Below are 24,974 nucleotides of genomic sequence, written 5' to 3' on the forward strand. Positions count from 1 at the left end.
GCGTGTGAGGGATCACACGCCCATGCTGCGCCGGACGCCTTCCAAAGCCTGCTCGGCCTGCGCGCGCAGCCCGGGATCGTCGGGATCGAGCCCCTCGTCGAAGACGAGGGTCCAGCCCAGCACCTCTCCGCCCGGCGGGCGCCGGGCCACCAGCCGTACGCCGCCGCGTCCCGGCAGGCTGACGCGCTTGTTGACCACGATGGTGGAGTTCACCCGTTCGCGTATGGTCTCCGGCACCATCCGCGGCTCGGCGACGCGCTCGAAGTGACGCTCACCGGCGGTGGTGACGACCCGCAGCCCCTCGTCGTCCCACGACGCCTTGTCGATCTCCTCGTACGGCACCCGCGTCCCGTCCGACAGGAACAGGGCCAGGTTCGTGGCCACCAGATGACCGTCGCCGGTCTCGGTGAACGTCAGCACCCGCTCCCCCGGCCGGGTGTCCAGGGATCGGCGCACGTCGGCGGGCAGGCGGCGAAAGATGCTCATACCTCCACGGTATCGGCGAGCAGGTCGAGGGTGAGCGCCGCGCTCCACGAGAAGTCCCTGCACCCACGTCCGCTGCCGTCGAAGGGGTCGAAGCACTCGCGGAACCCGGCCTGCCGGACGAGCCGCAGGGTGCCGTTGGTGAGCTGCCGGCCGAGCTGGTCGAGCGAGTGGACGTCCGCGGCCCGGCGTAACAGCCAGTTGGTGTTCACCCAGGACGGCCCGCGCCAGTAGCGGGTGCGGTCGAACTGGGCGGCGCGGATCTCGCAGCTCGGCACCGGATAGCCGGTCGCGCCCATGAACCGGGCCGACTCCAATACCTCGACGCAGGCGTGCAGGTGGTCGCTGGGCAACCCCGGATCGAGCAGCGGGCCGAACGCGCCGACCGTGCACACCTTGATCAGCCGGTCGGAACGCAGGTCGCGCGGGTAGAAGCAGCCGTCCCAGAGCCGGTCGAGCATGGCCTGCCTGATGCGTTCGGCCTGCTCGGCGTGGGGCGTGGGATCGGCGCGGGCCACCGGCGCCAGCTCGGCCAGCGCCTGGCAGGAGGCGAGCCAGATGCCGTTGAACATCGGGTCCTCGACGGCGAACGGGTGCTCGTCGCGCAGGTACTCGGCGCGGTAGCCGGCGTCGCGGTAGCGCATCGCCAGCCAGACGTAGCGGTCGTGGTCGCTGTCGGGGTGGCGTTCGGCCGGCTCGGCGTTGTGGTAGCCGTAACCGATGGCCGGCAGGGCGCCGAGCGGCTGGTCCCAGGCCGGGCTGTCGTCCATGCCCGACTCCCAGGGGTGCACGATCGCCGCCAGGCCGGCGCCGCCGAGGTCGCGGGCCGAGGCCAGGTAGTGGTGCTGGGCGACGAGCAGCGGGAACGCGCGCCGGACGAACCCCACGTCGCCGGTGTGCCGGTAGAGCCACCGCAGCGCCAGCGCCTGCAGCGGCGGCGAGGTGAGCCCGGAGGTGCAGACCCTGGGCGCGGACTCGTGCTCCTGCGAGCGCCAGACGGACGGCCCGGGGAAGTACGCCTCGCGGGTGTGGAAGACGATGTGCGGGACCATTCCGGTCGCCCATTGGCCGCTCAGCAGGCTGAGCAGTTCCTCGCGGGCGCGTTCGGGGCGGTGCCTGGCCAGGCCGATGACGACGAAGGCGGAGTCCCAGCTCCACTGGTGGGGGTACAGGCCGGGCGCGGGCACGGTGCCGCTGCCCGTCCAGTTCGCCTCGAGCACGGCCAGCGCCTCGCGCCCGAGCGCGGCATCGTCAACCGCCGGCCGCGCCTCCATTCACTCACTATGCCTTGGGAAGCGGGCGGAAGCTACGTCCTCTTGGCCCACTTCGAGACGAGCGTGACACCGAAGACCACGGCGCCGATGATGAGAGCCCACTTGAGAAGCGTGAAGACGAAGCCCACGAGCGGGCCGATGAGGAGCAGTGCGGCGATGATCGCGGCGATGATCAGAAGAATGCGTGCCATGTCTCCACGGTAAGAGATCCTTTAAGCCGTTTGCAGGTGAGCGAGGGTTGAATCAGGGACAAGTCAGGGTCACCCCTACCCTTTGGAACCAACCGGTCAGGCATCCCGTTGAGCCGGTAGGACCACGGGGCATCGGGGGCCCTCTTCACGGGGAGCGTGATGAGTCTGGGACCACCCATGAGCAGGGAGGGCGCCGAGTACGCGCTGCGCGCTCGGGCCGACGAACGCGACCGGATCTCCGGCGACCTGCTCGATCTCGAATCCCACACCACCTACCAGCTGCTCAAGGGCGCCGCGCTGGATGGGGTGACCGGGCGGCGGTGGGCCGCCGTACAGGCCGCGCTGGGCCGGCTGTGGCTGCTGAACGACGCCTATCGGGCCGTACTGCGCGATGCCGAGCAGGTCAGGGCCACCCGGGCGAAGCTGGGCGCGGAGCAGCTGGCGCAGCTCACGGAGCTGCTGTCCGGCACGTCCGTCGTGCTCCGGGCCGCGGCCAAACCCGTCGAGCAGCGCTCGCTGCTGCCGGACGCCGACGAGCGGCTGACCCTCGACGAGACCGTGGCCCGGATGGACGGCGCCTTCCGCGAGGCCACCTCGGCGCTCAACGACATCGACGCCGTGTGGAACGCCGTACTGCCCCGGCTCGACGACGCCGAACGCGACCTGCGCGAGATCCGCGACCTGGAACGTGAGCTGGGCGAGAGCGTCGACCTGGCCGCGCAGGAGTCCGAGCTGCGGCGGATGCGCGCGGCCCTGCTGACCGACCCGCTGGGCGCGGGCGTCGGCCCCGACCTCGGCGGGGTCGCCCGCGTGCTGGCCGAGGTCCGCGCGGAGGTCGACCAGGCGATCGTGGTCAAGCGCGAGTACGCCGCCCGCCGCGAGAACCTGCTGGCCGCCCTCGACCGGGTACGCGGCGCCGAGAGCGAGGCCAGGCTGGCCCACGGCGCGGTCGTGGTCAAGATCGCCCTGCCGCCGCAGGCCAGCCCGCGCAGCCGGGTCGAGGAGCTGACCGGCGGCCTGGACGCGCTCGACGTCTCGGCCGACACCTGGGTGGTACGCGCCAGAAGGCTGGCGAGCCTGGAGAACGAGGCGGAGAAGGCCGCCGACCGGGCCAGGGCCACCGCCAAGGCCCTGTACGGGCTGGTCGGCAGGCGCGACGAGTTACGCGGCCGGCTCGGCGCCTGCCAGGCCATGGCGGTGCGCAAGGGCATGGCCGAGGACCCGGCCGCCTCCGCCTGCTTCGAGCGGGCACGGGCCCTGCTGTGGAGCGCTCCCTGCGACCTGACCGAGGCGGCCGCCGCGGTCGACACCTACCAGCGCGCGATACACGGAGGTAAGCCATGACCCGCTGCGCGCAGCCGGGCTGCACCGGCACCATCGAGGACGGCTACTGCGACCTGTGCGGCAACGCCGCGGCCGCGCCGTCCCCCGCGCCGGCGTCCGTCCCCCAGCAAGGATCGGGACCGGCCTCGGGGCCGCTCTCGGGGCCGGTCAACACCCAGCCGGTGAGCCGGTCGCTGAGTTCGCCGGTGAGCGGCAGCGGCAGGTCACGGGCCGGGGTGCTGGGCGGCATCGCGGACCTGCCGTCCGTGCCGTACCGCGATCCGGCCACGGCCGTGATGGCCGATCCGCAGGTGCCGGAGGAGAAACGGTTCTGCGCCAACCCGGCCTGCGGCGAGCCGGTGGGCCGGTCCCGGCAGGGACGTCCCGGGCTGACGGAGGGTTTCTGCCCGCATTGCCGCACCTCGTACTCCTTCACGCCGAAGCTGGCCAAGGACGACCTGGTGGCCGGCCAGTACCGGGTGCTCGGGTGCCTGGCGCACGGCGGTCTCGGCTGGATCTACCTGGCCGCCGACGAGAACCTGGACGGCCGATGGGTCGTACTGAAGGGCCTGCTCAACACCAACGACGCCGAGGCGCTGGCGGCGGCCGAGGCCGAACGCAAGTTCCTCACCACGGTCGACCACCCGAACATCGTCAAGATCTTCAACTTCCAGCGCTCGGCCGGCCTCGGCTACATCGTCATGGAGTACGTCGGCGGCCAGTCCCTGCACGAGCTGCGCCGTCAGGGCCCGCTGCCGCTGCGCGAGGCCCTGGTCTACGGCCGCGAGATCCTGCACGCCTTCGGCTACCTGCACGAGAACGGCCTGGTCTACTGCGACCTCAAGCCGGCCAACGTGATCAGGGTCGGCCGGCGGCTCAAGCTGATCGACCTGGGCGCCGTCCAGCCGGCCGGCTCCCCGCCGGGCACGTCGTGGGCGACGGTCGGCTATCACGCGCCCGAGCTGGACACCCGGCCCTCGTCCGTGGCCTCCGACCTCTACACCGTGGCCAGGACGCTGGCGGTGCTGACGATCCCCTCCTGGAGCCCGGCCAAGGGCGGGGTGGCCAATCCGCTGCCGCAGGACTGCGGGCACGAGTCGTTCGCGCGGCTGCTGCGCAGGGCCACGGCGCCGAACCCGGCCGACAGGTTCGAGAGCGCCTGGGAGATGGAGGAGCAGCTCGTCGGCGTGCTGCGGGAGATCAGCGCGGCCGAGGACGGCGTGCCCTTCCCGGCGCCCTCGACTCTGTTCGGGCCGGAGCGCTCGGCCGTGGGCACGGCCCTGTCGCAGGCGCGGCACGAGGTGTTCGAGCCGCTCGACCCGGCCCGGGTCGCGGTCGAGCTGCCGGTGCCGCACGTCGATCCGCTCGACCCGGCGGCCGGCGCGCTGGCGGGCCTGCTCGGGTTCGACGGCAAGGAGCTGTTCGACCGGCTCTCGGCGATGCCGCCGACGCCCGAGACGCGGCTCATGCGGGCCAGGCTGCTGGCCGAGGTGGCCGCGGCCGAGACCCCGGCGGCGCTGTCCGAGCTGGACCGGCAGCTTCCCGGCGACTGGCGGATCACCTGGTACCGCGGGGTGCTGGCGCTGGCCGCGCGGCAGGTGGACACCGCGGTGTCGATGTTCGACGCGTGCGTGTCGGCGCTGCCCGGCGAGCCGGCGCCCAAGCTGGCGCTGGCGTTCGCGCTGGAGTGCGCCGGCCGGCAGGCGACCCACTGGTACAACGCCGTCTGGCGGACCGACCACTCCTACGTCAGCGCCGCGTTCGGGCTGGCCAGGACGGGCCGTATGGGCGTGCTGGACGAGGTGCCGCCCACCTCCAGCTACCGGGTGGCGGCGCAGGTGGCGCTGGCCGCCTCGGTGTTCCGCCGGACCGACCTGAGCACGGTGGGCGCGGGTGACCTGGTCGCGGCGGCCGGACGGCTGGCCAACCTGGTCGACCTCGATCCGCGCCGCCGCGACCGGCTCACCGCCGAGCTGCTGCGCTGCGCGCTGGACTGGCTGGAGAACAACCCCGCGCCGCCCGGGACGAAGCTGGCCGAGGCCGACTTCACCGAGTCCGGGCTGCGCAGGCGACTGGAGTCGATCTTCCGTAAGCTCGCGGTGGCGGCCGGCTCCCGCCAGGAACGCCACGCGCTCATCGACGAGGCGAACGCCGTACGACCGAGGACGTGGCTGTGATGGAACCCCTGGCGAGCCGGGCCTGCCCGGTGTGCGAGTCCCCCGTCGTCCAGGGGGACCTCTACTGCGAGCGGTGCGGGCACGCGCTCGGCGCGCCCACCTGCACCTCCTGCGGCGCGGCGGCGGTGGACCAGGAGGGCTACTGCGAACGTTGCGGCGCCCGGCAGCCCACCGGCAGGGACCACGCCGAGACCGTGCTCGACGGCGGGGCCGCCGCCGTGACCGACCGTGGGCTGCGGCGGGCCCGCAACGAGGACGCGATGGCGCTGCTGGCGACCGGCGACGGCGTCGTGACGGTGGTGTGCGACGGCGTGGGCAGCTCGCCGCGGGCCGACGAGGCCTCGGCCGCGGCGGTGTCCACCGCGGGCGCCGCCCTGGCCGCCGGGTTGTCCTCGCAGGAGGCGTTCGAGCTGGCCGGGAAGGCCGTCGCGGCGCTGGCGACCTCCGTGCACGACGCCCCCGCCTGCACGTACGTCTCCGCGGTCGCCGGGCCCGGCGGGATCACGCTGAGCTGGGCGGGCGACACGCGGGCGTACTGGCTGCCGGGCGAGGACCCCGGGCAGGGCGTGCTGCTGACCGAGGACGACGTGGTGCCGACCGGCGAGATCACCGCCTGGCTCGGCGCGGACTCCGGCGAGGTGTCGCTGCATGTGCGCACGCTCGCCCCGGGGGCGCCCGGCCTGCTGCTGGTCTGCAGCGACGGCCTGTGGCGCTACCTGGACGGCTACCGGTTCCCCCAGGCGGGGACCCCGCTCGACATGGCCCGCGAGATGCTGCGCCACGCGCTGGCCTCCGGCGGCCAGGACAACGTGACGATCGTTCTCATCCCCCTAGGAGCAACACATGGGTGACCAGCCCACGTTCACGCTGAACATCGACCAGAACAAATACCTGTCCACCGACGCCCGTGAGGTGCACGCGATCCTCACCGTGAGCTCCTCGGGCGGCGGTTTCACCCAGGCGGCGCCCACCGAGGCGGCCGAGGTCATCATCGTCGACACCTCGGGCTCGATGAGCGGCGGCAAGATCCGCGAGGCCAGGCAGGCCGCGGCGGCGGCCGTGCACGCCCTGCGCGACGGCGTGTACTTCGCGGTGATCGCCGGGACCGAGAAGGCCAAGGTCGTCTACCCCGGCGGCGCGACCCTGGCCAGGGCCACGCCCGCCACCCGCGCCGAGGCCGAACGGGCGATCACCCGGCTGCTCGCGCACGGCGGCACCGCCATCGGCGAGTGGCTGAAGCTGGCCGGTCACCTGCTGAGCGGGCACCCGAACGCGATCAGGCACGCGCTGCTGATGACCGACGGGCAGAACAACGAGCGTCCCGAGGTGTTCGCCTCCGTGTTGCAGGGCTGGAGCGGCAAGTTCGTCTGCGACAGCCTGGGCGTGGGCGACGACTGGGTGCCCGCCGAGCTGCGGAAGGTGGCCGAGGCGATGCTCGGCTCGTTTGATTTCGTACGGAACCAGAGCGATCTGGCCGAGTTCTTCCGCCGGGTCACGCAGACGTCGATGAGCAAGACCGTGGCCGACCTGTCGCTGCGGGTATGGGTGCCGCAGACGGCCACGCTGAAGTTCGTCAAGCAGGTCTCCCCCACGCTGCTCGACCTGACCGGCAAGCGCGCCGACGTGAACCCGCTGACCGGCGACTACCCGACCGGCTCGTGGGGCCAGGAGGAACGCGAGTACCACCTGTGCGTCGAGGTGCCGCCTGGCCAGATCGGCCAGGAGATCAGGGCCGGCTGGGTGAAGCTGGTACGCCCCGACACCCAGGACGTCGTGGCCAGCGGCAACGTGCTGGCCCAGTGGACCGACGACCTGGCGCAGTCCACGCAGCTCAACAGGAAGGTCGCCCACTACACCGGGCAGGCCGAACTGCACGAGCTCATCCAGGACGGTCTCAGCGCCCGCGCCGCCGGCGACGTGCACACCGCGACCGCCCGCCTGGCCAAGGCCAAGGAGCTGGCCACCGAGTCGGGCCGTGAGGACACCGCCCGGCTGCTGGAGAAGGTCGTGGAGGTCGATCCCGCGACCGGTACGGCACGTCTGCGCAGAAATGTGGACAAGGCCGATGAGATCGAGCTGGACACCGGTTCGGTCCGCACGTCCCGGCTGCGTAAGGGCGAAGGCTGATGGCGACCTGTCCCCAGGGGCACGCCTCCGGCTCCGACGACTACTGCGACGTCTGCGGCGCGCAGATGGGCGGCACGGCCGTGGTCCCGCCGCAGCCTCAGGCCACAGGCGGTGGGAGCGGGGGCGGGGGCGACGACGCCTGTCCCGTCTGCCAGACGCCGCGGGCCGGGCAGTTCTGCGAGGTGTGCGGCCACGACTTCACCGGTGCCGGGTCCCCGGTCCCGATCCCCGTGCTGGGGGCGCGCTGGGAGGCCGTCACGGCCGCCGACCGCGGCTACTACGAGAAGGTGCTGGCCGAGGGCGGTCCCGACGCGGCGAGCATCGCCTTCCCGCCGTACTGTCCTGAGCGCTCGTTCGGGCTGGCCGGCGAGCAGGTACGCATCGGACGGCGCAGCAAGGCCAGGAACCTGGCGCCGGAGATCGACCTGACCGGCCCGCCCGAGGACCCCGGCGTGTCGCACCTGCACGCGGTGCTGCTGGCCCAGCCCGACGGCACCTGGACGCTGGTGGACCCGGGCTCGGCCAACGGCACGCAGGTCAACGGCCGGACCGTGCAGCTCAACACACCCGTACGGATCGGGCCGGGCGACCGGATCCACCTGGGGGCCTGGACCGTCATCACCATCAGGGAGGGGACGCCGTGACCGTGACGCAGAGCCAGGCGCCCCAGCTCCCGGCGACGGTCACCCCCGTACCGCGCCACAGCGTGCCCGGCCGGATCCGGGTCATCTCCGGTGTCACCGTGGCGGCGCTGGCGTTGCTGTTCGCGGCGCTCGGGGTCGGCAGCCTGACCGCCGGCGACGGACTGCAGGTCATCGGCCGCGACGCCGGGCCGCAGGTCGTCGCCACCGCCGGGCTCTACCTGGCGCTCAGCGACATGGACGCCCAGGTCGCCAACGCGCTGGTCATGGGCGAGCAGTACGCCCAGCAGCGCGGCGCGGCCGTCGCCCGGTACGAGCGGCGGCGTTCGGAGGCCAGCCAGGCGCTGCTGAAGGCGTTCGAGCTGGCCGGCGACGACGCCGCCACGCGGCGGACCGTGCAGTCGGTGCTCGACGGGCTCGGCAGGTACGAACGCCTCGCCGGGCAGGCCCTCCTGCTGAACGAGCAGGCCAGGCACGCCCCCGGCGCGCCGCCGGACAACGTGGTGGGCACCTACCGGCAGGCCACCGACCTGATGCGGTCGGTGCTGCTGCCGCAGGCCTACAACCTGACCCTGGAGAGCGGCACGATCGTGCGCCGCACCTACGACGACAAGAACGCCATGGTCCCGCTGCTGCGGACCGCGGTCCTGCTGGCCGGGCTGCTCGCGCTGGGCTGCCTGATCTGGCTGCAGATCTTCCTGGCCAGGCGCTTCCGCCGGGTGTTCGGCCCGGCGCTGCTGGCCGCCACGCTGACCACGGCGGTCTCGCTGATCCTCGGCGCGAACGTGCTCGGGCAGGACCAGGAGGACCTGCGCACGGCCAAGGCGCAGGGCTTCGACTCCGTGCTGACGCTGGCCAAGGCCCGCGCGATCAGCAACAGCATGCAGGGCGACCAGAGCCGGTACCTGCTGGACAAGGGTCGGGCCGACACCTACGAGCACACGTTCCTGGACAAGTCGCAGTCGGTGGTCTACTTCGAGTCGGGCAACCTGACCCAGTACCACGCGAAGGTGGCCGGCGGCTCCGACGACGCCCTGGGCATGCTCGGTCCAGAGCTCACCGGCCCCGAGGGGCGGCGCGTGCTGGAGGCGTACCGGGCCTTCCAGGCGGCCGACACCTCCTTCCGGCAGCTGGCGCTGGGCGGCCGGACGGCCGACGCCGTCACCGCCAAGCTGGGGCCGGTCACCACCGCGTTCGACGCCTACGACCGGGCCCTGGTGGCGCTGGCCGAACGGCACGAGCGCACCTTCGACCGGGCCATCGACGCCGGCGAGAACGCGCTGGACAACCTGTGGCGGCTGCTCCCGTTCGCGATCGCCGGGATCGGGCTGCTGGTGATCGCCGGGGTGTGGCCGAGACTCAAGGAGTACCGTTGAAGCGGGCACTGGTAGCGGCGCTGGCCCTGACCGCGGTGGTCGCCGCGGCCTGCGGGACCGGCGGCCGGGAGTCGATCGTCGACAAGGACTCCCTCGTCATCGCGGTCCGGTCCGACATTCCGTCGGTCGGCTTCCGCAAGCCGGACGGCACCTTCGAGGGCTTCGACGTCGACGTCGCGCGTTATGTCGCGGGGCGGCTGGGCAAGAGCTTCAAGCTGATCCCCGTGCTGGCCGGCGACCGGGAGAAGGTGCTGCTCCAGGGGCGGGCCGACCTGGTGCTGGCGACATACACGATCAGCATGGACCGCAAGGCGAAGGTGTTGTTCGCCGGGCCGTACCACATCTCCTACCAGGACATCCTGACGCGGCCGGACGACAGGGTCGACGACGTGCGCGAGCTGAAGGGCCGCCGGATCTGCGCGGTGGAGGGCTCGAACGCGGCCGAGCGGGTCGTGGAGGAACGCAGCGTGGCGGCCAAGCTCGTGCCGTTCAAGGACTACGCGTCGTGCCTGAGCGCGCTGAAGAACAGGCAGGTGGACGCGGTGACCACCAACGACGTGATCCTCGCCGGCCTGGCCGACCAGGACGGCTCGGGGCTGCGGCTGGCCAACGCTCAGTTCAACGAGCAGCGCACCGGGGTGGGCCTGCGCAAGGACGACGTACCGGGCTGCGAGGCGGTGAACCGGGCGATCACCGACATGTACCAGGACGGGACCGCGGGCAAGCTGCTGCACAAGTGGTTCGACAAGGCGGGCCTGAACCTGACCAACATCGCCGTCCCGCAGTTCGAGGGCTGTTCCTGAGCACCGCGTCGCAGACTCACCTCGGTCCGCACGCGGACGGGCCCGGCGCTGGCGCCGGGCCCGTCGCGGGGTCGAAGGGTCAGTCCAGGTAGTCGCGGAGCATCTGCGCGCGCGTCGGGTGGCGGAGCTTGGCCAGGGTCTTCGACTCGATCTGCCGGATGCGCTCCCGTGTCACGCCGAACTCCCTGCCCACCTCCTCCAGCGTGCGCGGATGCCCGTCGGCCAGGCCGAAGCGGAGCTGGATGATGCGCTGCTCGCGGTCGGACAGCGTGGCCAGGATGTCGTCGAGCTGGTCCTGCAGCATGATGAAGGCGGCGGCCTCCATGGGCACGACGGCGTCGGCGTCCTCGATGAAGTCACCGAGGTCGGAGTCCTCCTCGCCGATCGGCGACTGCAGGGACACCGGCTCCTGGGCGATGCGCTGGATCTCCACCACACGATCGACCGGGAGGTCCATCTCCTTGGCGATCTCCTCGGGGATCGGCTCGCGGCCGAGGTCCTGGTGGAGCTGACGCTGCACTCTGACGAGCTTGTTGATGGTCTCCACCATGTGCACCGGAATGCGGATGGTACGCGCCTGGTCGGCGATCGCCCGGGTGATCGCCTGCCTGATCCACCAGGTGGCGTAGGTGGAGAACTTGTAACCCTTCGTGTAGTCGAACTTCTCGACCGCCCGGATGAGCCCGAGGTTGCCTTCCTGGATCAGGTCGAGGAACAACATGCCGCGGCCCACGTAGCGCTTGGCGATCGACACCACCAGCCTGAGGTTGGCCTCGATGAGCCGCTGTTTGGCCCGGGTGCCCTGCCAGACGAGTTCCCTGAACTCCGGGAAGGCCAGGCGCGAGACCCCGTTGGCGAGTTTGTCCTCGGCGAACAGGCCGGCCTCGATCGACTTGGCGAGCTCCACCTCCTCCTCGGCCGTCAGCAGTGGCACGCGGCCGATCTCCCGCAGATAGATGCGGACGAGATCGCTGGTCGGCGCGCGCTTGCCTACGTCCTCCTCATCGGCGCGGGTGGATTCCTCGTCGCCCTGGGGCTCAAGGACCTCCACGCCGTTCTCGGCGAGCATGCGCACGACGCGTTCCAGCGCGTCGGACGGCAACTCGGATCGGTCAAGCGCGGCGGCGACGTCATCGACGGTTACGCTTCCGCGCTCCCTTCCCTTCGCGACGAGGTCCGCCACCTGATCTACCGATGGCGGTCCGCTTGGCAGCACCGATGCACCCACGGGAGACAGTCTGCAGTATTGGTTCCATCAAATGGCAGACCCATTTTTGTTGCCGAAGGTAAGACGATCGTCCTTACCGAATTGAGATCGATTAAAGGTTTGGCCGAAGTTTGATCAGGAAAGAAAAGTCAATTACGCGGTCTGGAATCCCACGTCCGGCAACGCCTTCTGGCCGGACGTATCTCTTTCGCTGCCTCGATGACGTGTCGTGGCCCGTTTTGTCGCAGCGTGGACCGGTCCAGATTCCCCGTCAACCACCCTGGTTTACCGCTTGGCCGCGCTGCCGAACTGTTATCAAAACCCCGGCGGGTCAGCTCCCCGCGGCGCGTTCCCGCAGCACCCGGCGCTGCTGCTCCAGCGCCACCAGCTCGCCGAACAGCTTGTTGTACTCCTGCTGTTCCTCCACCGGATTGAGCCGCTGGATACGGGACTTGACCTGGGCGATGGCACGGTCGACCGCGATCGCCTCGATGGCCGCCAGCATCGCCCCCGCGTAGCGCTCCTCGGCATGGGCGTCGGCCTGGATCGGCTCCACCGCGAACCTCGTCACCAGCCCCCTGGCGCTCTCGTCGTGGGCCTGCTCCAGCAGCCGGTCGACCCACTCCCGGCCGCCGTGGCCGGCCGAACCGGCGCCCCCGGCGGCCACGATGACCTTGTGCAGCACGACGTGGTCGGGCGCGGTGAACGCCTGCTGGTCGAGCGCGTCGAAACGCGGCCCGAGCAGCGCGGGCCGCTGGACGGCCAGCTTGAGCAGCTCACCCTCCACCCGCACACCCGGATCGACGGGCGCCGCCTTGGGGGCGCGCTGGGGCCGCCCCTGCTGGGTGTTCGCGACCTCGCCGATGCGCTGCATGACGAAACGCTCGTCCATGAACCCGAGCCACCGGTCGAGGTCGATGGCGTAGCGCTTGCGCAGGCCGACGTCCTTGATCCCGGCCACGATCGGCGCCGCCGCGTCGAGGGCCGCGATCTTGCCCTCGTTGCTGCGCAGGTCGTAACGGGAGATGGTGCTCCGGATGGCGAACTGGAACAGCGGCTCCCGGCTCGCGATGAGGTCGCGCACCGCCGCGTCGCCCTGCTTGATCCGCAGGTCGCAGGGGTCGAGCCCGTCGCTCTGCACCGCCACGTACGTCTGCGTGACGAACTTCTGCTCGTCGGCGAAGGCCCGCAGCGCCGCCTTCTGACCGGCCGCGTCGCCGTCGAAGGTGAAGATCACCTCGCCGCGGAACTCGGCCTGGTCGAGCAGGAACCGGCGCAGGATCTTGATGTGCTCCTCGCCGAACGACGTGCCGCACGTGGCCACCGCGGTGGGCACACCGGCCAGATGACAGGCCATCACGTCGGTGTATCCCTCGACGATCACGGCTTGGGCGCGCTTGCTGATCTCCCGTTTGGCGAGGTCGATCCCATAAAGCACCTGGCTCTTCTTGTAAAGCGGCGAGTCAGGCGTATTCAGATATTTCGGACCATCATCGGAATCAAGCAACTTGCGGGCGCCGAATCCGATCACGTCGCCCGTGGCGTCCCTGATCGGCCAGACCAGCCGCCCCCTGAAGCGGTCGATCGGCCCGCGCCGGCCCTCCCGCGCCAGGCCGCCCTTGACCAGCTCGTCGGCGGTGAACCCGCGCCCCATCAGATGACGCGCCAGCGCCTCCCACTCGGCCGGCGCGTAGCCGACCCCGAACGCCTCGGCGTCGGCGCGCTCGAACCCCCGCTCGGACAGGAACCGCCGCCCCGGGGCCGCGTCGGGCCCGAACAACTTCTCGGCGTAGAACTCCGCGGCCACCCTGTGGGCCTCGATCAGCCGGGCCCGCTCGCCGTGGTCACGCTTGGGGACGTAGCCGCCCTGCTCGTACTGAAGCTGGATGCCGGCCCGCTGGGCCAGCCGCTCGACCGCCTCACCGAACGGCAGGTGCTCGATCTTCTCGACGAACGTGATCACGTCGCCGCCTTCCCCGCACCCGAAACAGAAGTACATTCCGCGCTCGGGGGTGACGTTGAAGGACGGGCTCTTCTCGTCGTGGAAGGGGCACAGGCCCTTGAGGTTGCCCCCTCCGGCGTTGCGCAACTGGATGTGCTCGCCGATCACGTCGGCGATGGGTGAGCGCTCACGTACGAGCGCGATGTCGACATCACGGATCCGGCCAGCCACGCCGGTGAGTCTATTCCGCCCGACCGACGGTTCCGCCCGATGCGGGGTGTCCCGTGCCCGGTGAACGGCGAGGCAAGGGCGGTGGACGCCCAGGGAAGGCGTGCGTCACCTCTGGGTTGCTAAAGGGGGAAACTGGTGATGCGGAACCCCGCGGTCGGCTACAAATGTGGGGGTTGTCGGTGGAAACGGTGACACGGGTAGGGAAGATCATGCAATCGGGGCATTTCGTACGATGGGCGGCCGTCGTCGGCGCCGTGCTGCTCACCGGCGCCTGTGCCCAGGCGACCGGGGTGGCGGGCGTCAGCGCCCAATCGCCCTCCACCGCTCCGGCCACGAGCACCCCTGACACCACCCCGGCGGTGACCGCGACCATTCCCTCGCCCAGCCCGTCCCAGCAGGCCGCCGAGCAGCCGCCCAAGGGGGACGACCCGGTCAAGGTGCCGCCGCCCAAGTTGTCGAAGTTCACCTACGCCTTCCCGGTCAAGGGCTGCGCCACGACGTACCAGCGCAGCCTGCTCGTGTTGCCCAAGACGACGATCTGGGCCGCGCAGGGCTGTTCGTTCGTCGCGCCGATCGACGGTGTCGTGGACGAGGTCAACATCAAGAACCGGTGGGCGCCCTCCACCGACAAGGGCGCCGACCGCGAGGGCAGGTTCGTCACGATCATCGGCGACGACGGCGTGCGCTACCTCGGCGGTCACCTCGACTCGGTCGCCGAGGGCGTCAGACCGGGCGTACGGGTCAAGGCCGGGCAGGTGCTCGGCCGGGTGGGCAGGTCGGGCAACGCCCGCGACACCGGCTCGAACCTCTACTTCGCGATCTCGTGGAAGACCGCTCCGGCCTACTGGTGGGTACGCCGGGGCATGGTCGAGCCGTGGGACTACCTGGACGCCTGGCTGTCGGGCAACCGTACGCTCTCCCCGCGGAAGGAGACGCTGGCGATGCGCGGCAGGCTCGGTGAGACGCCGGGCTGCGTGGTCCAGTGCAAGCCGAAGAAGGTGCCGCAGGCCAGCAAGAAGCCCCGCAAACCGCAGACGGACGAGAAGGACGAGAAGGACGACAGCCCGATCACGGCGAACCCGTCGACAACTCCTTTTGGTCAATGACGGCGCCCGACCTGATCAACTCCTGGATCTCGGGCACGGCGTCCCGGGTGTTGACGCCCATGCCGGCGATCACCCGGCCGTCGCGCAGCCAGTACGCGACGAACCGCAGGTCCTCCACCGACCCCCGGTGGACGATCTCGTCGTAGCCGTCGATGTCGCCGGAGAACTCCATGCGCAGGTCGTACTGGCCGGTGGAGAGGTACGGGAGCTCGTCGTGGACGACGTCCTGGCCGAGCATGGCGCGGGCGGCGGCGGGGCCGCCCCTGAGGGCGCCGGCGCGGTGTTCGACGCGGACGTGCCGGCCGTACAGGGGGTGGAAGGGTTCGGCGGCGTCGCCGGCGGCGTACACGTCGGGGTGTGAGGTGCGCAGGGAGGCGTCGGTGTGGATGCCGTGCCCGACGGCCAGTCCCGCGTCACGGGCCAGTTCCGCCTCGGGGACGACGCCGATGCCGGCCACCACGAGGTCGGCCGTCAGCCGTTCCCCCGTGCTGAGGCGTACGCCGGTCTTGGTGACCTCGGCGACCGCGGTCCCGAAGCGCAGGTCGACGCCGTTGCGGATGTGCAGGCGGGCGAACACGCCGCCCAGTTCGGGGCCGAGGGCGCGGTGCAGGGCGGTGGGCTCGCGCTCGACGACGGTGACCCGGCAGCCCGCCGCGCGGGCCGCCGCGGCGCTCTCCAGCCCGATCCAGGACGCGCCGACCACGATCACGCTGCCGCCTTCGGCCAGGCGCCGCCTGAGCGCCTCGCTGTCCTCGACCGTACGCAGGTAGTAGGCGGGGCCCGGCAGGCGGCGCGGGGTGGCGCCGGTCGCGATCAGCAGCTTGTCGTAGGCCCGGCGGGACCCGTTGGCGAACCTGACGACGTGGTTGCGGGGCTCGACGCGGGTGACGGGCAGGCCGAGCCGCAGTTCCACGTCGTTGTCGGCGTACCACTCCGGGGGGTGGACGAAGATCTTCTCTCGCTCGCTCCCGCCGCGCAGGTACTCCTTGGACAGGGGCGGTCGTTCGTACGGGCGTTCGCTCTCGGCACCGGCGAGGACGACCTCGCCGTCGAAGCCCTCCTCGCGCAACGTCTGCGCCGCCTTGGCTCCCGCAAGGCCCGCGCCGACGATCACAAATGTGGCCATGCGCGCAGTATCCGCCGAGCGGGCAGGTCCGGAAAGCCGCTCGTGGCGGCGGTCCGGCCGTCAGGAACGGGGTGGCGTCACTTCGACAGGCGCCGGTGCCAGGCCACGGCTGAGGTGTCGGTGAGTGAGGCGATCTGGTCGATCACGACGCGCACCCGGGCCGGGTCGTCGGGGGCCTCGGCGAACGCGGGCCGGAAGGCGGGTTCGAGGGTGCCGGGGGCGCCGAGCGTGATCAACGAGGCCAGTTCGGTGATGAGCTCGCGCTGCCTGGCCTGGTTGGCGTGGTGGCCCTCGGTGGTCATCACGTAGTGGGCGGTGACGCCCTTGAGCAGGGCGCACTCCAGCAGCGTGGCGTGCGGGACGACGAGGTCGGCGCGGTGGCGGGCGCCGTGGACCTCCCTGGTCGCGGTCTGGGCCGAACGGCAGAACCGGCCGATCAGGCCGCTGGTGAGCGCCTTGAGCCCGGCCAGGTCGGCGAGCGTGGCCTCGAAGTGGCGCGGCCACAGCGGGTCGGCGAGCAGCTTGGCGAAGACCTCCTCCAGCTCGTTGAGGTCGGCGCCGGGCGCGTACCAGGTGTGGGTGATCCGGGCCACCGCGCCGCGTTCCACGGGCGACTGGAGCGCCTCGGGCGTGACGTGGCCGGAGTGGAGGGCGTCCTCCAGGTCGTGGACGGAGTAGGCCACGTCGTCGGCCCAGTCCATGATCTGGGCCTCGAAGCTGACGCGGCCTTCCGGGGCGCCGTCCCTGATCCACTCGAAGACGGGCAGGTCGTCGTGGTAGACGCCGAACTTCGGGGACTTCTCGCACGTCCAGGGGTATTTGACGGAGGCGTCGAGGGCGGCTCTGGTGAGGTTGAGGCCGGCGCTGCGGCCGTCCTCGGTGAGCACCTTGGCCTCCAGCCGGGTGAGCAGGCGCAGGCTCTGGGCGTTGCCCTCGAAGCCGCCGCAGGAGGTGGCCAGCGCGTTGAGCGCCACCTCGCCGTTGTGCCCGAACGGCGGATGGCCGAGGTCATGGGCCAGGCAGGCGGTCTCGACCAGGTCGGGGTCGACGCCGAGCGTGGCGCCCATCTCCCTGCCGACCTGGGCGCATTCGAGCGAGTGGGTCAGCCGGGTGCGCGGGATGTGCTGGCCGCCGCCGAGCGTGTCGCCGGGGCCCACGACCTGCGTCTTGGCCGCCAGCCTGCGCAGCGCGGCGCTGTGCAGGACGCGGGCGCGGTCGCGTTCGAACGCGGCGCGTCCGGGGTTGCCGGGAGGTTCGGGAACCCATCGTTCCTGGTCGTGCTCGTCGTAGTTCGACATCGGTGCAGTGATTTTATCCAGTTTCCCGTCTCCGCTAGTGTCAAGCCTCGCGAGAACCCCCTTCCCCGGGAGCCCTCCCCCATGACGACAGCGTTCCGAGCTGTGCTGGCCTTCAGCCTGCTCGCCGGCTTCTACGTGCTGGTCGGCATCATCCTGGCGGCCGCCGTGTTCTTCGACGTCCTGCTGGTGACCGACTTCCGCGTCAGGGGGCTGACGGTCGCGATCGCGCTCACGCTGGCCGCGGGCGCGATGGTGCGGGCGCTGTTCATGGTCGGTCGCCGCCGGTCGGGCGAGCAGCCGGGCGTGCCGGTGGGCCGCGAGCACGAGCCCGCGCTCTGGCAGGCGGTGGAGGACCTGTCCCGGCGGGTGCGCACCGCGCCGCCGGACGAGATCCGGCTCGTACCCGAGGTCAACGCGGCGGTCTCGGAGGACACCCGGTTCCTGGGGATGCGGGCCACGCGGCGGCGCATGTTCATCGGGCTGCCGCTGCTGCAGACCCTCACCGTGGACGAGATGCGCGCGGTGCTCGGGCACGAGCTGGGCCACTACAGCGGGGCCCACACCCGGCTCGGCGCGCCGGTCTACCGGGGGCGGGTCTCACTGGTCGCGGTGGTGCAGGGGCTCGGCGACCATCCGCTCCTCCGGCGGCTCTTCGCCCTGTACACCAAGCTCTACCTGCGGGTCTCCCAGGCGGTGTCGCGCCGACAGGAGCTGGAGGCCGACGAGTTCGCGGTGTCGATCGGCGGGCGGGAGGCCATGGCGGGCGCGCTGCGTAAGATCCACAACACCGCCCTGGCCTGGGACCTGTACGCCGGCGACTACCTGTCGCTGACGGGCGTGGGCGGCGCGCGGCCGGCGTCGGTGTTCGGCGGCTTCCACGCGCTGCTGAACGACCCGGTCCGGCAGGCCGAGCTCGCCCGGCTGAGCGAGCGGCCCAAGGAGGTCTCGCCGTACGACTCCCATCCCGGTCTGGCCGACCGCCTGGCCGCCATCGAACGGCTGCCCGAGCCGGAGCAGGTCCCCGACCCGCGGTCGGCGCTGACGCTGCTGCGCGACCCCGACGTCGCGGCCGAGGCGGTGGAGCGGTCGATGTGGACGCCGGAGGCGCTGGCCGGGCTGCGGCCGGTCCCGTGGGACGAGCTGGTGGCCCAGGGCGTCTACGCCGGGCGCAACGCCGACGCGCTGCACGACCTGGCGGTGGCGGGGCAGCGGGTGATGGGGGCCACGCGGCCCTATCTCGACGCGGCCTTCGAGGCGATCGCCAGAGGGCGGCAGGCCGAGCTGGAGGAGCAGCTTCGCGGGCTGGGGTGGAAGCCGTCGGAGACGCTGCTGGCCGGGGTGCTGGGGCAGGCGCTGGAGGCGGTGCTGATCCGGCTCGGCGAGGCCAGGTGGACGCTGTCCTGGTCGGGTCCCGCGCGGCTGCTGTACGAGGACGGCGAGGAGGTGGCCCTGGCCGAGTACGCGGCCCAGGTGGCGGCCGATCCGGCGGCCGTGGCCGGGATGCGGCAATGGCTGGGCGACCACGGCATGCGCCACGACTACGTGCCGGTCGAGGAGCCCCTGGACCGCTAGTCGCGGGCCGCCGGGGGCTCGGCGGGACGGGGGTGACGGACCATGAGGACGTCGACCGGGTCCTCGGTCTCGACGGTGAAGCCGTGCCGCTCGTAGAGGCGCTGGGCGGCGCTGCCGCGCAGCACGACCAGGCGTACGGGCACGCCGTCGGCGTCCGCGCGTCCCAGCAGGGTGCGCAGGACGGCCGTGCCGAGGCCGCGGCCCTGGAGTCCGGGGGCGAGGTAGAAGTGTTCCAGCCAGCGCCCGTCCGCGGCGGGGCGGAGGGTGACGCAGCCGCCGAAGCCGCCGCCGGCCAGGATGACGGACGTGTGCCCGGGGGCGAAGGACTCGCGGAAGCGCTGGCGTACGCGGTGCTCGTCGTACCGGCCCAGCCGCTCCAGGTCGGGGCGCATCACCGTCGCCCGCAGCTCCGCGATCGCCTCCACCTCCTCCGGCCCGGCGGCGCGCAGCTCCCACTCCACAGGATCTTTCATGGCGTGAAGTATCCCAATAGCCCGTTTTCTGGCGATCTCCGGGTCGGTGCACATGAAGTCAACGGATCCTCAACCGCGGGCTCTTAGGGTCCGTCCCAGGAAGCCACGCGCAGGGAAGGGAACCCGTCGTGAACCTCGGCGTACCGGAGATCGTCATCGGACTCGTGCTCTTCTTGCTCCTGATCGGGGCCGTGGTGTTCGGCGCCGTCGTGCTGGCGAACCGGCTGCGCAGATAGCCTCGCGACCGTGCGGCACGTACTCACCACACCTCGGCTGGTCCTGCGCCCGGTGACCCGGGACGACGAGGACGCGTTGACCGTCCACTGGCGGGCGTCCGACGTGCGGAGGTTCCTGTTCGACGGGGAGGTCCTGCCCGCGGAGGAGATCGCGGAGGCGATCGAGGACAGCGTCCGGAGCCTGGCCGGGCCGCCGGGCGGCGCCGGGGACGTGGCGGCGCTGTGGGTGGTCACGGAGGCCGGCGCGGGCACGCTGGTGGGCACGGCCGGGCTGCGTCCGCTGGACGACGCCGGGACCGAGCTGTTCTACAGCCTGGCGCCGGAGGTCTGGGGCAAGGGCTACGCCACCGAGGCCGCCGGGGCCGTGCTGGAGTTCGCGCTCGGCCCGCTGGGCCTGCCCGAGGTGCTGGCCGAGATCGACGAGGGCAACACGGCCTCGGCCGCGGTCGCCGGGCGGCTGGGGATGACGCCGTTCGACGTGGTCCCGGGGCTGCTCGGCCCGATGGTGCGCTACCGGCGGGCGGCCGGGGCCTGAGCCCCGGCCGCCGCGCGGGTCAGCGGGTGTCGGAGCCGATGCCGGCCAGGGCGGCGCGTCCGGCCTCCAGACGCGCCACCGGGATGCGGAACGGCGAGCAGGAGACGTAGTCGAGGCCGACCTCGTGGCAGAAGTGCACCGAGTCAGGGTCGCCGCCGTGCTCGCCGCAGATGCCCACGTGCAGGTCGGGACGGGCGGCGCGGCCCTCCTCCACGGCGATCCTGATCAACCGGCCGACGCCGTCGCGGTCCAGCGTCTCGAACGGGCTGACGCCGAAGATGCCGAGCTCCAGGTAGCGCGAGAAGAACGCGGCCTCCACGTCGTCGCGGCTGAAGCCCCAGGTCATCTGGGTCAGGTCGTTCGTGCCGAAGGAGAAGAACTGCGCGGCCTCGGCGATCTGGGCCGCCGTCAGCGCCGCCCTCGGGACCTCGATCATGGTGCCGATCAGCGCCTCGACGCCGGTCTCCGCGAGGATCCTGCTCGCCTCCTCACGTACGGACTCCAACTCCTGGACGGCCGCCACCAGCGGGATCATGATCTCCGGACGCGCGCCGGGGACCTCGGCCGCGGCCTGGGCGATGGCCCGCACCTGCATGGCGAACAGGCCGGGGATCACCAGCCCGAGGCGTACGCCGCGCAGGCCCAGCATCGGGTTCGCCTCGTGCAGCCTCTTGACGGCGGCCAGCAGCCTGCGGTCCTTGTCCGTCACGTCGGGCGAGGTGGCGACCTTGACCGACAGGTCCACGAGGTCGGGCAGGAACTCGTGCAGCGGCGGGTCGATGAGCCGGATGGTGACGGGATCGCCGCCCATGGCCTTGAAGATGCCGATGAAGTCGGACTTCTGGAGGGGTTCCAGGGCGTCGAGCGCGGCCTGCCGCTCCTCCTCCCCGTCGGCCAGGACGAGGTCCTCCACGAGCTGGCGGCGCTCGCCGAGGAACATGTGCTCGGTACGGCACAGGCCGATGCCCTGGGCGCCGAAGCGGCGGGCCCGCGCGGCGTCCTCGGGGGTGTCGGCGTTGGCGCGCACCAGCAGGCGGCGGGCGGAGTCGGCGTGGCCCAGGATCCGGTCCACGGCCCTGACCAGGTCGTCGTCCGGCCGCGAGCCCTCGAAGTACTCGACGACGGCGGAGTCCACGACCGGGACCTCGCCGAGGTAGACCTCGCCGGTGGAGCCGTCGATGGAGATCACGTCGCCCTCGGAGACGACCTCGCCGCCGGGCGTGGTGAACCGGCGCTCGCTCGTGGAGACCTCCAGCTCCTCGGCGCCGCACACGCACGTCTTGCCCATGCCGCGGGCGACCACGGCCGCGTGCGAGGTCTTGCCGCCGCGGCTGGTCAGGATGCCCCTGGCGGCGATCATGCCGGCCAGGTCGTCGGGGTTGGTCTCGCGGCGGACGAGGATGACGTCCTCACCCCGGCCGGCCAGCTCGACGGCGCGCTCGGAGGAGAAGACGACCTTGCCTACGGCGGCGCCCGGCGAGGCGTTCATGCCCTTGGCGATCTTCTTCTTCTCGGCGCCGCCGTCGAAGCGGGGGAACATGAGCTGGGCGAGCTGGTCGCCGGTGACGCGGGTGACGGCTTCGTCGAGGGTGATCAGGCCCTGGTCGACGAGCTGGGTGGCGATGCGGAAGGCGGCCGCGGCGGTGCGCTTGCCGACGCGCGTCTGGAGCATCCACAACTTGCCGCGCTCGATCGTGAACTCGATGTCGCACAGGTCCCGGTAGTGGTTCTCCAGCGTCTCCATGATCTGGAGCAGCTCGTCGTAGGAGCGCTTGTCGATGCGTTCGAGCTCCTGGAGGGGGATGGTGTTGCGGATGCCGGCGACGACGTCCTCGCCCTGGGCGTTCTGCAGGTAGTCGCCGTAGATGCCCTGCTGACCGGAGCCGGGGTCGCGGGTGAAGGCGACGCCGGTGCCGGAGTCGTTGCCGACGTTGCCGAAGACCATGGCCACGATGTTGACGGCGGTGCCGAGGTCGGCCGGGATGCGCTCCTGGCGGCGGTAGAGGATCGCGCGCGGGGCGTTCCAGGAGTCGAAGACCGCCATGACGGCCAGCCGCATCTGCTCGCGGGGGTCGGCGGGGAAATCCTTGCCGGTCTGCGCCCGTACGATGCCCTTGTAGGTCTCCACCAGGCCCTGCAGCTCGCCCGCGTCGAGGTCGGTGTCCTGGCGCCGGCCCTTCAGCTCGTCGAGCGCGTGCTCGAACAGGTCGCCGTCGAGGCCGAGCACGGTCTTGCCGAACATCTGGATCAGGCGGCGGTAGGAGTCCCAGGCGAAGCGGTCGTTGCCGCCCGCCTGCTTGGCCAGACCGTGGACCGACTCGTCGTTGAGCCCGATGTTGAGGACCGTCTCCATCATGCCCGGCATGGAGAACTTCGCGCCCGACCGTACGCTGACCAGCAGCGGGTCGTCGGCCTGCCCGAGCCTGCGGCCCATCTGGGCCTCCAGGGCGTCCAGGTGCTCGGCGACCTCGCGCTCCAGGCCGTCGGGAAGAGCGCCTTCCGTCAGGTAGTGACGGCAGGCTTCAGTGGTGATCGTGAACCCGGGGGGAACGGGCAACCCGAGATTCATCATCTCGGCGAGGTTCGCACCCTTTCCACCGAGAAGATCCTTGAGATTCCTGTTGCCCTCGGTGAAGTCGTAAACATACTTGGCCACCACAGCTCCAATCCAACGCTTCTGTCCCGGACTCTACCGGCGAAATTGATGATGAAACTGCACTCCTCGGATAAGTCATCGTTTCTGCTGGTCAACGGCCTACAACAGGTCTAATCCAATTATAGGACTCCTGACGGATAAATTGGTTTATACCAATTGGTTTACACCAATTCTTGAGAAAGTAGAGCGGGAGGTGCAGAATCGGATCACCCCCCACCAGGAGGCGCCCATGGCCACTCCTACCAAGCCCAAGCGTCGTGCACGCTTCGTCGCGGGATCGGCCAAGACCGCCGCGGGCACGGCGATCTACCTGGACGAGCGGCTGCCGTTCGGCCGCTGGCTGCGTCCCCAGCTCCGCAAGCTGTTCCCCAGCCACTGGTCGTTCCTGCTGGGCGAGCTGGCCCTGTACGCGTTCGTCATGCTGGTGCTCACCGGCACCTTCCTGACGCTGTTCTACAAGCCCAACCCCGACGTGGCCTACGACTCCGTCGTGGAGATCAGCCTCGACGTGCGCGGCGGGCTGCTGATGCGCCAGTTGCACCACTGGTCGGCCACGGTGTTCGTGCTGGCGATCGTGGCCCACCTGTGCCGCGTCTTCTTCACCGGGGCGTTCCGCAGGCCGCGCGAGGTGATCTGGATGCTCGGGGTGCTGCTGTTCGGGCTGGCGCTGTTCGAGTCGTTCCTGGGTGTCTCGCTGCCGGCCGACCAGCTCGGGATGACCGGGCTGCGGCAGGCGCAGGGGGTGTTGTCGTCGATCCCGCTGGTGGGGACGTACCTGTCGGCGTTCGTGTTCGACGGCGGCTTCCCCGGCCAGGTCATCCCGCGGGTCTTCGTCACGCACGTGCTGCTGGTGCCGGGCATTCTGCTCGCGGCCGTGCCGCTGCACGCCCTGGTGCTCACCTGGCGGCAGAAGCACACCGAGCGGCGGGCCACCGCGACGGCCGAGGACAAGGTCACCGGCGGGCCCTTCTTCCCGTACTTCGCGGTCAAGAACGCCGCCACGGCGCTGTTCACGATCGCGGCCATCGCGGCGCTGGCCACGCTGGTGCGGGTCAACCCGGTGTGGGAGCACGGGGCGTACCGGCCGGGGGCCGCTCCCCCGTCGGCGCAGCCGTTCTGGTACTTCGGCGTGCTGGACGGCGCGCAGCGGCTGGTGCCGCCGTGGGAGGTCACGGTGGGCGGGTTCACGCTCCAGCCGGGCTTGTGGATCCCGCCGCTGATCCTGGCGGTCTTCTTCGGTGCGCTGTTCCTCTACCCGTTCGCCGAGCGCCGCCGTACCGGCGACGTCCGCGTCCACCACCTGCTGGACCGGCCGGCGCAGGCGCCGGGGCGGACGGCTTCCGGGGTCGCGGTCATCACGTTCTTCACCGTGCTCTGGGCGGGGACGTGGGTGTCGCCCGCGCCGCCCGCCGTACGCCCGCAGGCCTCGTTCCCGTCCGAGGGGCGGGCCCCGGCGGCGCTGCTCACCGTGCCGGCGGACGTCTACGAGGCGGTCGTCCTGGCGCTGCGGATCGCGGTCTTCGTGTTGCCGCCGCTCGCCTACGTCCTGACCCGGGCCGTGTGCCGCCGGCGTGATCGCTCAACGTGACCCAGCTCGGTTCGTTCCGCGACGCGGGCGTGATCGTGGCATGACACTCTCCTGCCATGCCCCGCACGACGCCACGAGGCCTGATCGCCGCCTGCCTGGCCTTGGTGCTGTCCGCCTGCGGTTCGAGCACGCCCGAACCCTTCAACGAGACGCTGCCACCGGGGGCGGAGCAGCGTCACGCGACCCAGCTTCGGCCGGGCGACTGCCTGGTATCGATCCCCGACGACCTGATCGCGACGCTCGTGCCGTGCGGCAACCCGCACGCGGCCGAGTTCGCCATGATCTACGTGGTCCCGGAGGGCGCGTGGCCGGGCTCCGCGCAGGCCGTACGGCTGGCCAAGAGCTTCTGCGCGCCCCGGATGCGGGTCAAACCGAGCCGGCGCAACGAGGTCGCGGTGAGCGCGCTGCCGCCGCTTGAGGACGAGTGGCCGCGCCACCGCACGGCGTACTGCGTGGCCGCGGCGCGGCACGGGCAGCTCGTCGGGCGGGTGCTGGACTAGACCCGGCTAGGTGCTGTTTCTTAGATCTGCTGACTGATCGTGCCTGGACAGTCACGATGGGCCTATGGGTCGAGGTGACTTAACCAACGCAGAGTGGGAGCGGCTCGAG

21 protein-coding genes are annotated in these 24,974 nt (G+C 71.4%); 12 read left to right on the forward strand and 9 right to left on the reverse strand.

The window, feature by feature from the left end; all coding sequences use genetic code 11:
* Positions 1-12: 12 nt before the first annotated feature.
* Genes IEZ27_RS49095 through IEZ27_RS49105 form a run of 3 tightly spaced genes read right to left on the reverse strand, consistent with a single transcriptional unit; the run spans position 13 to position 1,948 of the window.
* Positions 13-486: a hypothetical protein gene (locus tag IEZ27_RS49095; RefSeq protein WP_189653555.1), complete on the reverse strand. Its 474-nt coding sequence runs from the start codon at positions 484-486 to the stop codon at positions 13-15.
* Positions 483-1,757, reverse strand: coding sequence for an amylo-alpha-1,6-glucosidase (locus IEZ27_RS49100; RefSeq protein WP_189653556.1), 1,275 nt, complete (start codon positions 1,755-1,757; stop codon positions 483-485). The genes IEZ27_RS49095 and IEZ27_RS49100 overlap by 4 nt, the downstream gene beginning before the upstream one ends.
* A gap of 32 nt (positions 1,758-1,789) precedes the next feature.
* Positions 1,790-1,948, reverse strand: coding sequence for a hypothetical protein (locus IEZ27_RS49105; RefSeq protein ID WP_185844579.1), 159 nt, complete (start codon positions 1,946-1,948; stop codon positions 1,790-1,792).
* Positions 1,949-2,125: 177 nt separating this feature from the next.
* Between IEZ27_RS49105 and IEZ27_RS49110 the strand changes: the two genes are divergently transcribed.
* Genes IEZ27_RS49110 through IEZ27_RS49140 form a run of 7 tightly spaced genes read left to right on the forward strand, consistent with a single transcriptional unit; the run spans position 2,126 to position 10,395 of the window.
* On the forward strand, positions 2,126-3,292 hold the full coding sequence (locus IEZ27_RS49110) for a hypothetical protein (protein WP_189653557.1): 1,167 nt from the start codon (positions 2,126-2,128) through the stop codon (positions 3,290-3,292).
* Positions 3,289-5,448, forward strand: a complete 2,160-nt coding sequence (locus IEZ27_RS49115) for a serine/threonine-protein kinase (RefSeq protein ID WP_189653558.1) — start codon at positions 3,289-3,291, stop codon at positions 5,446-5,448. The genes IEZ27_RS49110 and IEZ27_RS49115 overlap by 4 nt, the downstream gene beginning before the upstream one ends.
* Positions 5,448-6,299 (forward strand): PP2C family serine/threonine-protein phosphatase, encoded by an 852-nt coding sequence (locus IEZ27_RS49120; protein WP_189653573.1) that lies wholly within the window; start codon positions 5,448-5,450, stop codon positions 6,297-6,299. Before IEZ27_RS49115 ends, IEZ27_RS49120 begins: the two co-directional genes overlap by 1 nt.
* Complete coding sequence (locus IEZ27_RS49125) at positions 6,292-7,575, forward strand: vWA domain-containing protein (protein WP_189653559.1); 1,284 nt, start codon at positions 6,292-6,294, stop codon at positions 7,573-7,575. Before IEZ27_RS49120 ends, IEZ27_RS49125 begins: the two co-directional genes overlap by 8 nt.
* On the forward strand, positions 7,575-8,219 hold the full coding sequence (locus IEZ27_RS49130) for an FHA domain-containing protein (protein WP_189653560.1): 645 nt from the start codon (positions 7,575-7,577) through the stop codon (positions 8,217-8,219). Before IEZ27_RS49125 ends, IEZ27_RS49130 begins: the two co-directional genes overlap by 1 nt.
* Positions 8,216-9,592 (forward strand): hypothetical protein, encoded by a 1,377-nt coding sequence (locus IEZ27_RS49135; protein WP_189653561.1) that lies wholly within the window; start codon positions 8,216-8,218, stop codon positions 9,590-9,592. Before IEZ27_RS49130 ends, IEZ27_RS49135 begins: the two co-directional genes overlap by 4 nt.
* Positions 9,589-10,395, forward strand: a complete 807-nt coding sequence (locus IEZ27_RS49140; protein ID WP_189653562.1) for a transporter substrate-binding domain-containing protein — start codon at positions 9,589-9,591, stop codon at positions 10,393-10,395. Before IEZ27_RS49135 ends, IEZ27_RS49140 begins: the two co-directional genes overlap by 4 nt.
* Before the next feature lie 79 nt (positions 10,396-10,474).
* Here the strand turns inward: IEZ27_RS49140 and rpoD are convergent, their stop codons facing one another.
* On the reverse strand, positions 10,475-11,578 hold the full coding sequence (rpoD, locus tag IEZ27_RS49145; RefSeq protein WP_241563834.1) for an RNA polymerase sigma factor RpoD: 1,104 nt from the start codon (positions 11,576-11,578) through the stop codon (positions 10,475-10,477).
* Positions 11,579-11,933: 355 nt separating this feature from the next.
* Entirely contained in the window at positions 11,934-13,775 is a 1,842-nt protein-coding gene (gene dnaG, locus IEZ27_RS49150) for a DNA primase (RefSeq protein WP_189653563.1), read from the reverse strand.
* 209 nt (positions 13,776-13,984) lie between these two features.
* On the opposite strand from dnaG, the gene IEZ27_RS49155 reads away from it, so the two are divergent.
* Positions 13,985-14,881 (forward strand): M23 family metallopeptidase, encoded by an 897-nt coding sequence (locus IEZ27_RS49155; RefSeq protein WP_189653564.1) that lies wholly within the window; start codon positions 13,985-13,987, stop codon positions 14,879-14,881.
* On the opposite strand, the gene IEZ27_RS49160 is transcribed toward IEZ27_RS49155, so the two are convergent.
* Positions 14,844-16,007, reverse strand: coding sequence for an NAD(P)/FAD-dependent oxidoreductase (locus IEZ27_RS49160; RefSeq protein ID WP_189653565.1), 1,164 nt, complete (start codon positions 16,005-16,007; stop codon positions 14,844-14,846). The two genes, IEZ27_RS49155 and IEZ27_RS49160, sit on opposite strands and share 38 nt — an antisense overlap.
* A gap of 77 nt (positions 16,008-16,084) precedes the next feature.
* The gene (locus IEZ27_RS49165; RefSeq protein ID WP_189653566.1) at positions 16,085-17,305 is read right to left on the reverse strand and encodes a deoxyguanosinetriphosphate triphosphohydrolase; all 1,221 of its coding nucleotides are present in this window, start codon (positions 17,303-17,305) and stop codon (positions 16,085-16,087) included.
* Between the two features lie 81 nt (positions 17,306-17,386).
* Here IEZ27_RS49165 and IEZ27_RS49170 point away from each other — a divergent pair, with 81 nt between their 5' ends.
* Positions 17,387-18,877 carry a M48 family metallopeptidase gene (locus IEZ27_RS49170; RefSeq protein ID WP_189653567.1) on the forward strand — a complete coding sequence of 497 codons (1,491 nt, stop codon included), beginning with the start codon at positions 17,387-17,389 and terminating at the stop codon, positions 18,875-18,877.
* On the opposite strand, the gene IEZ27_RS49175 is transcribed toward IEZ27_RS49170, so the two are convergent.
* A complete protein-coding gene (locus IEZ27_RS49175; protein WP_189653568.1) occupies positions 18,874-19,350 on the reverse strand; it encodes a GNAT family N-acetyltransferase in 477 nt (158 codons plus the stop codon). The two genes, IEZ27_RS49170 and IEZ27_RS49175, sit on opposite strands and share 4 nt — an antisense overlap.
* Before the next feature lie 246 nt (positions 19,351-19,596).
* On the opposite strand from IEZ27_RS49175, the gene IEZ27_RS49180 reads away from it, so the two are divergent.
* Positions 19,597-20,121, forward strand: coding sequence for a GNAT family N-acetyltransferase (locus tag IEZ27_RS49180; RefSeq protein WP_189653569.1), 525 nt, complete (start codon positions 19,597-19,599; stop codon positions 20,119-20,121).
* A gap of 19 nt (positions 20,122-20,140) precedes the next feature.
* Here the strand turns inward: IEZ27_RS49180 and ppdK are convergent, their stop codons facing one another.
* Positions 20,141-22,777 (reverse strand): pyruvate, phosphate dikinase, encoded by a 2,637-nt coding sequence (ppdK, locus tag IEZ27_RS49185; RefSeq protein WP_189653570.1) that lies wholly within the window; start codon positions 22,775-22,777, stop codon positions 20,141-20,143.
* Positions 22,778-23,006: 229 nt separating this feature from the next.
* On the opposite strand from ppdK, the gene IEZ27_RS49190 reads away from it, so the two are divergent.
* Entirely contained in the window at positions 23,007-24,365 is a 1,359-nt protein-coding gene (locus IEZ27_RS49190) for a cytochrome b (RefSeq protein ID WP_189653571.1), read from the forward strand.
* Positions 24,366-24,421: 56 nt separating this feature from the next.
* Entirely contained in the window at positions 24,422-24,865 is a 444-nt protein-coding gene (locus tag IEZ27_RS49195) for a hypothetical protein (RefSeq protein WP_189653572.1), read from the forward strand.
* Positions 24,866-24,974 lie beyond the last annotated feature (109 nt).

The sequence above is a fragment of the Nonomuraea spiralis genome, from assembly GCF_014648435.1.
GTDB classification, from domain to species: domain Bacteria; phylum Actinomycetota; class Actinomycetes; order Streptosporangiales; family Streptosporangiaceae; genus Nonomuraea; species Nonomuraea spiralis.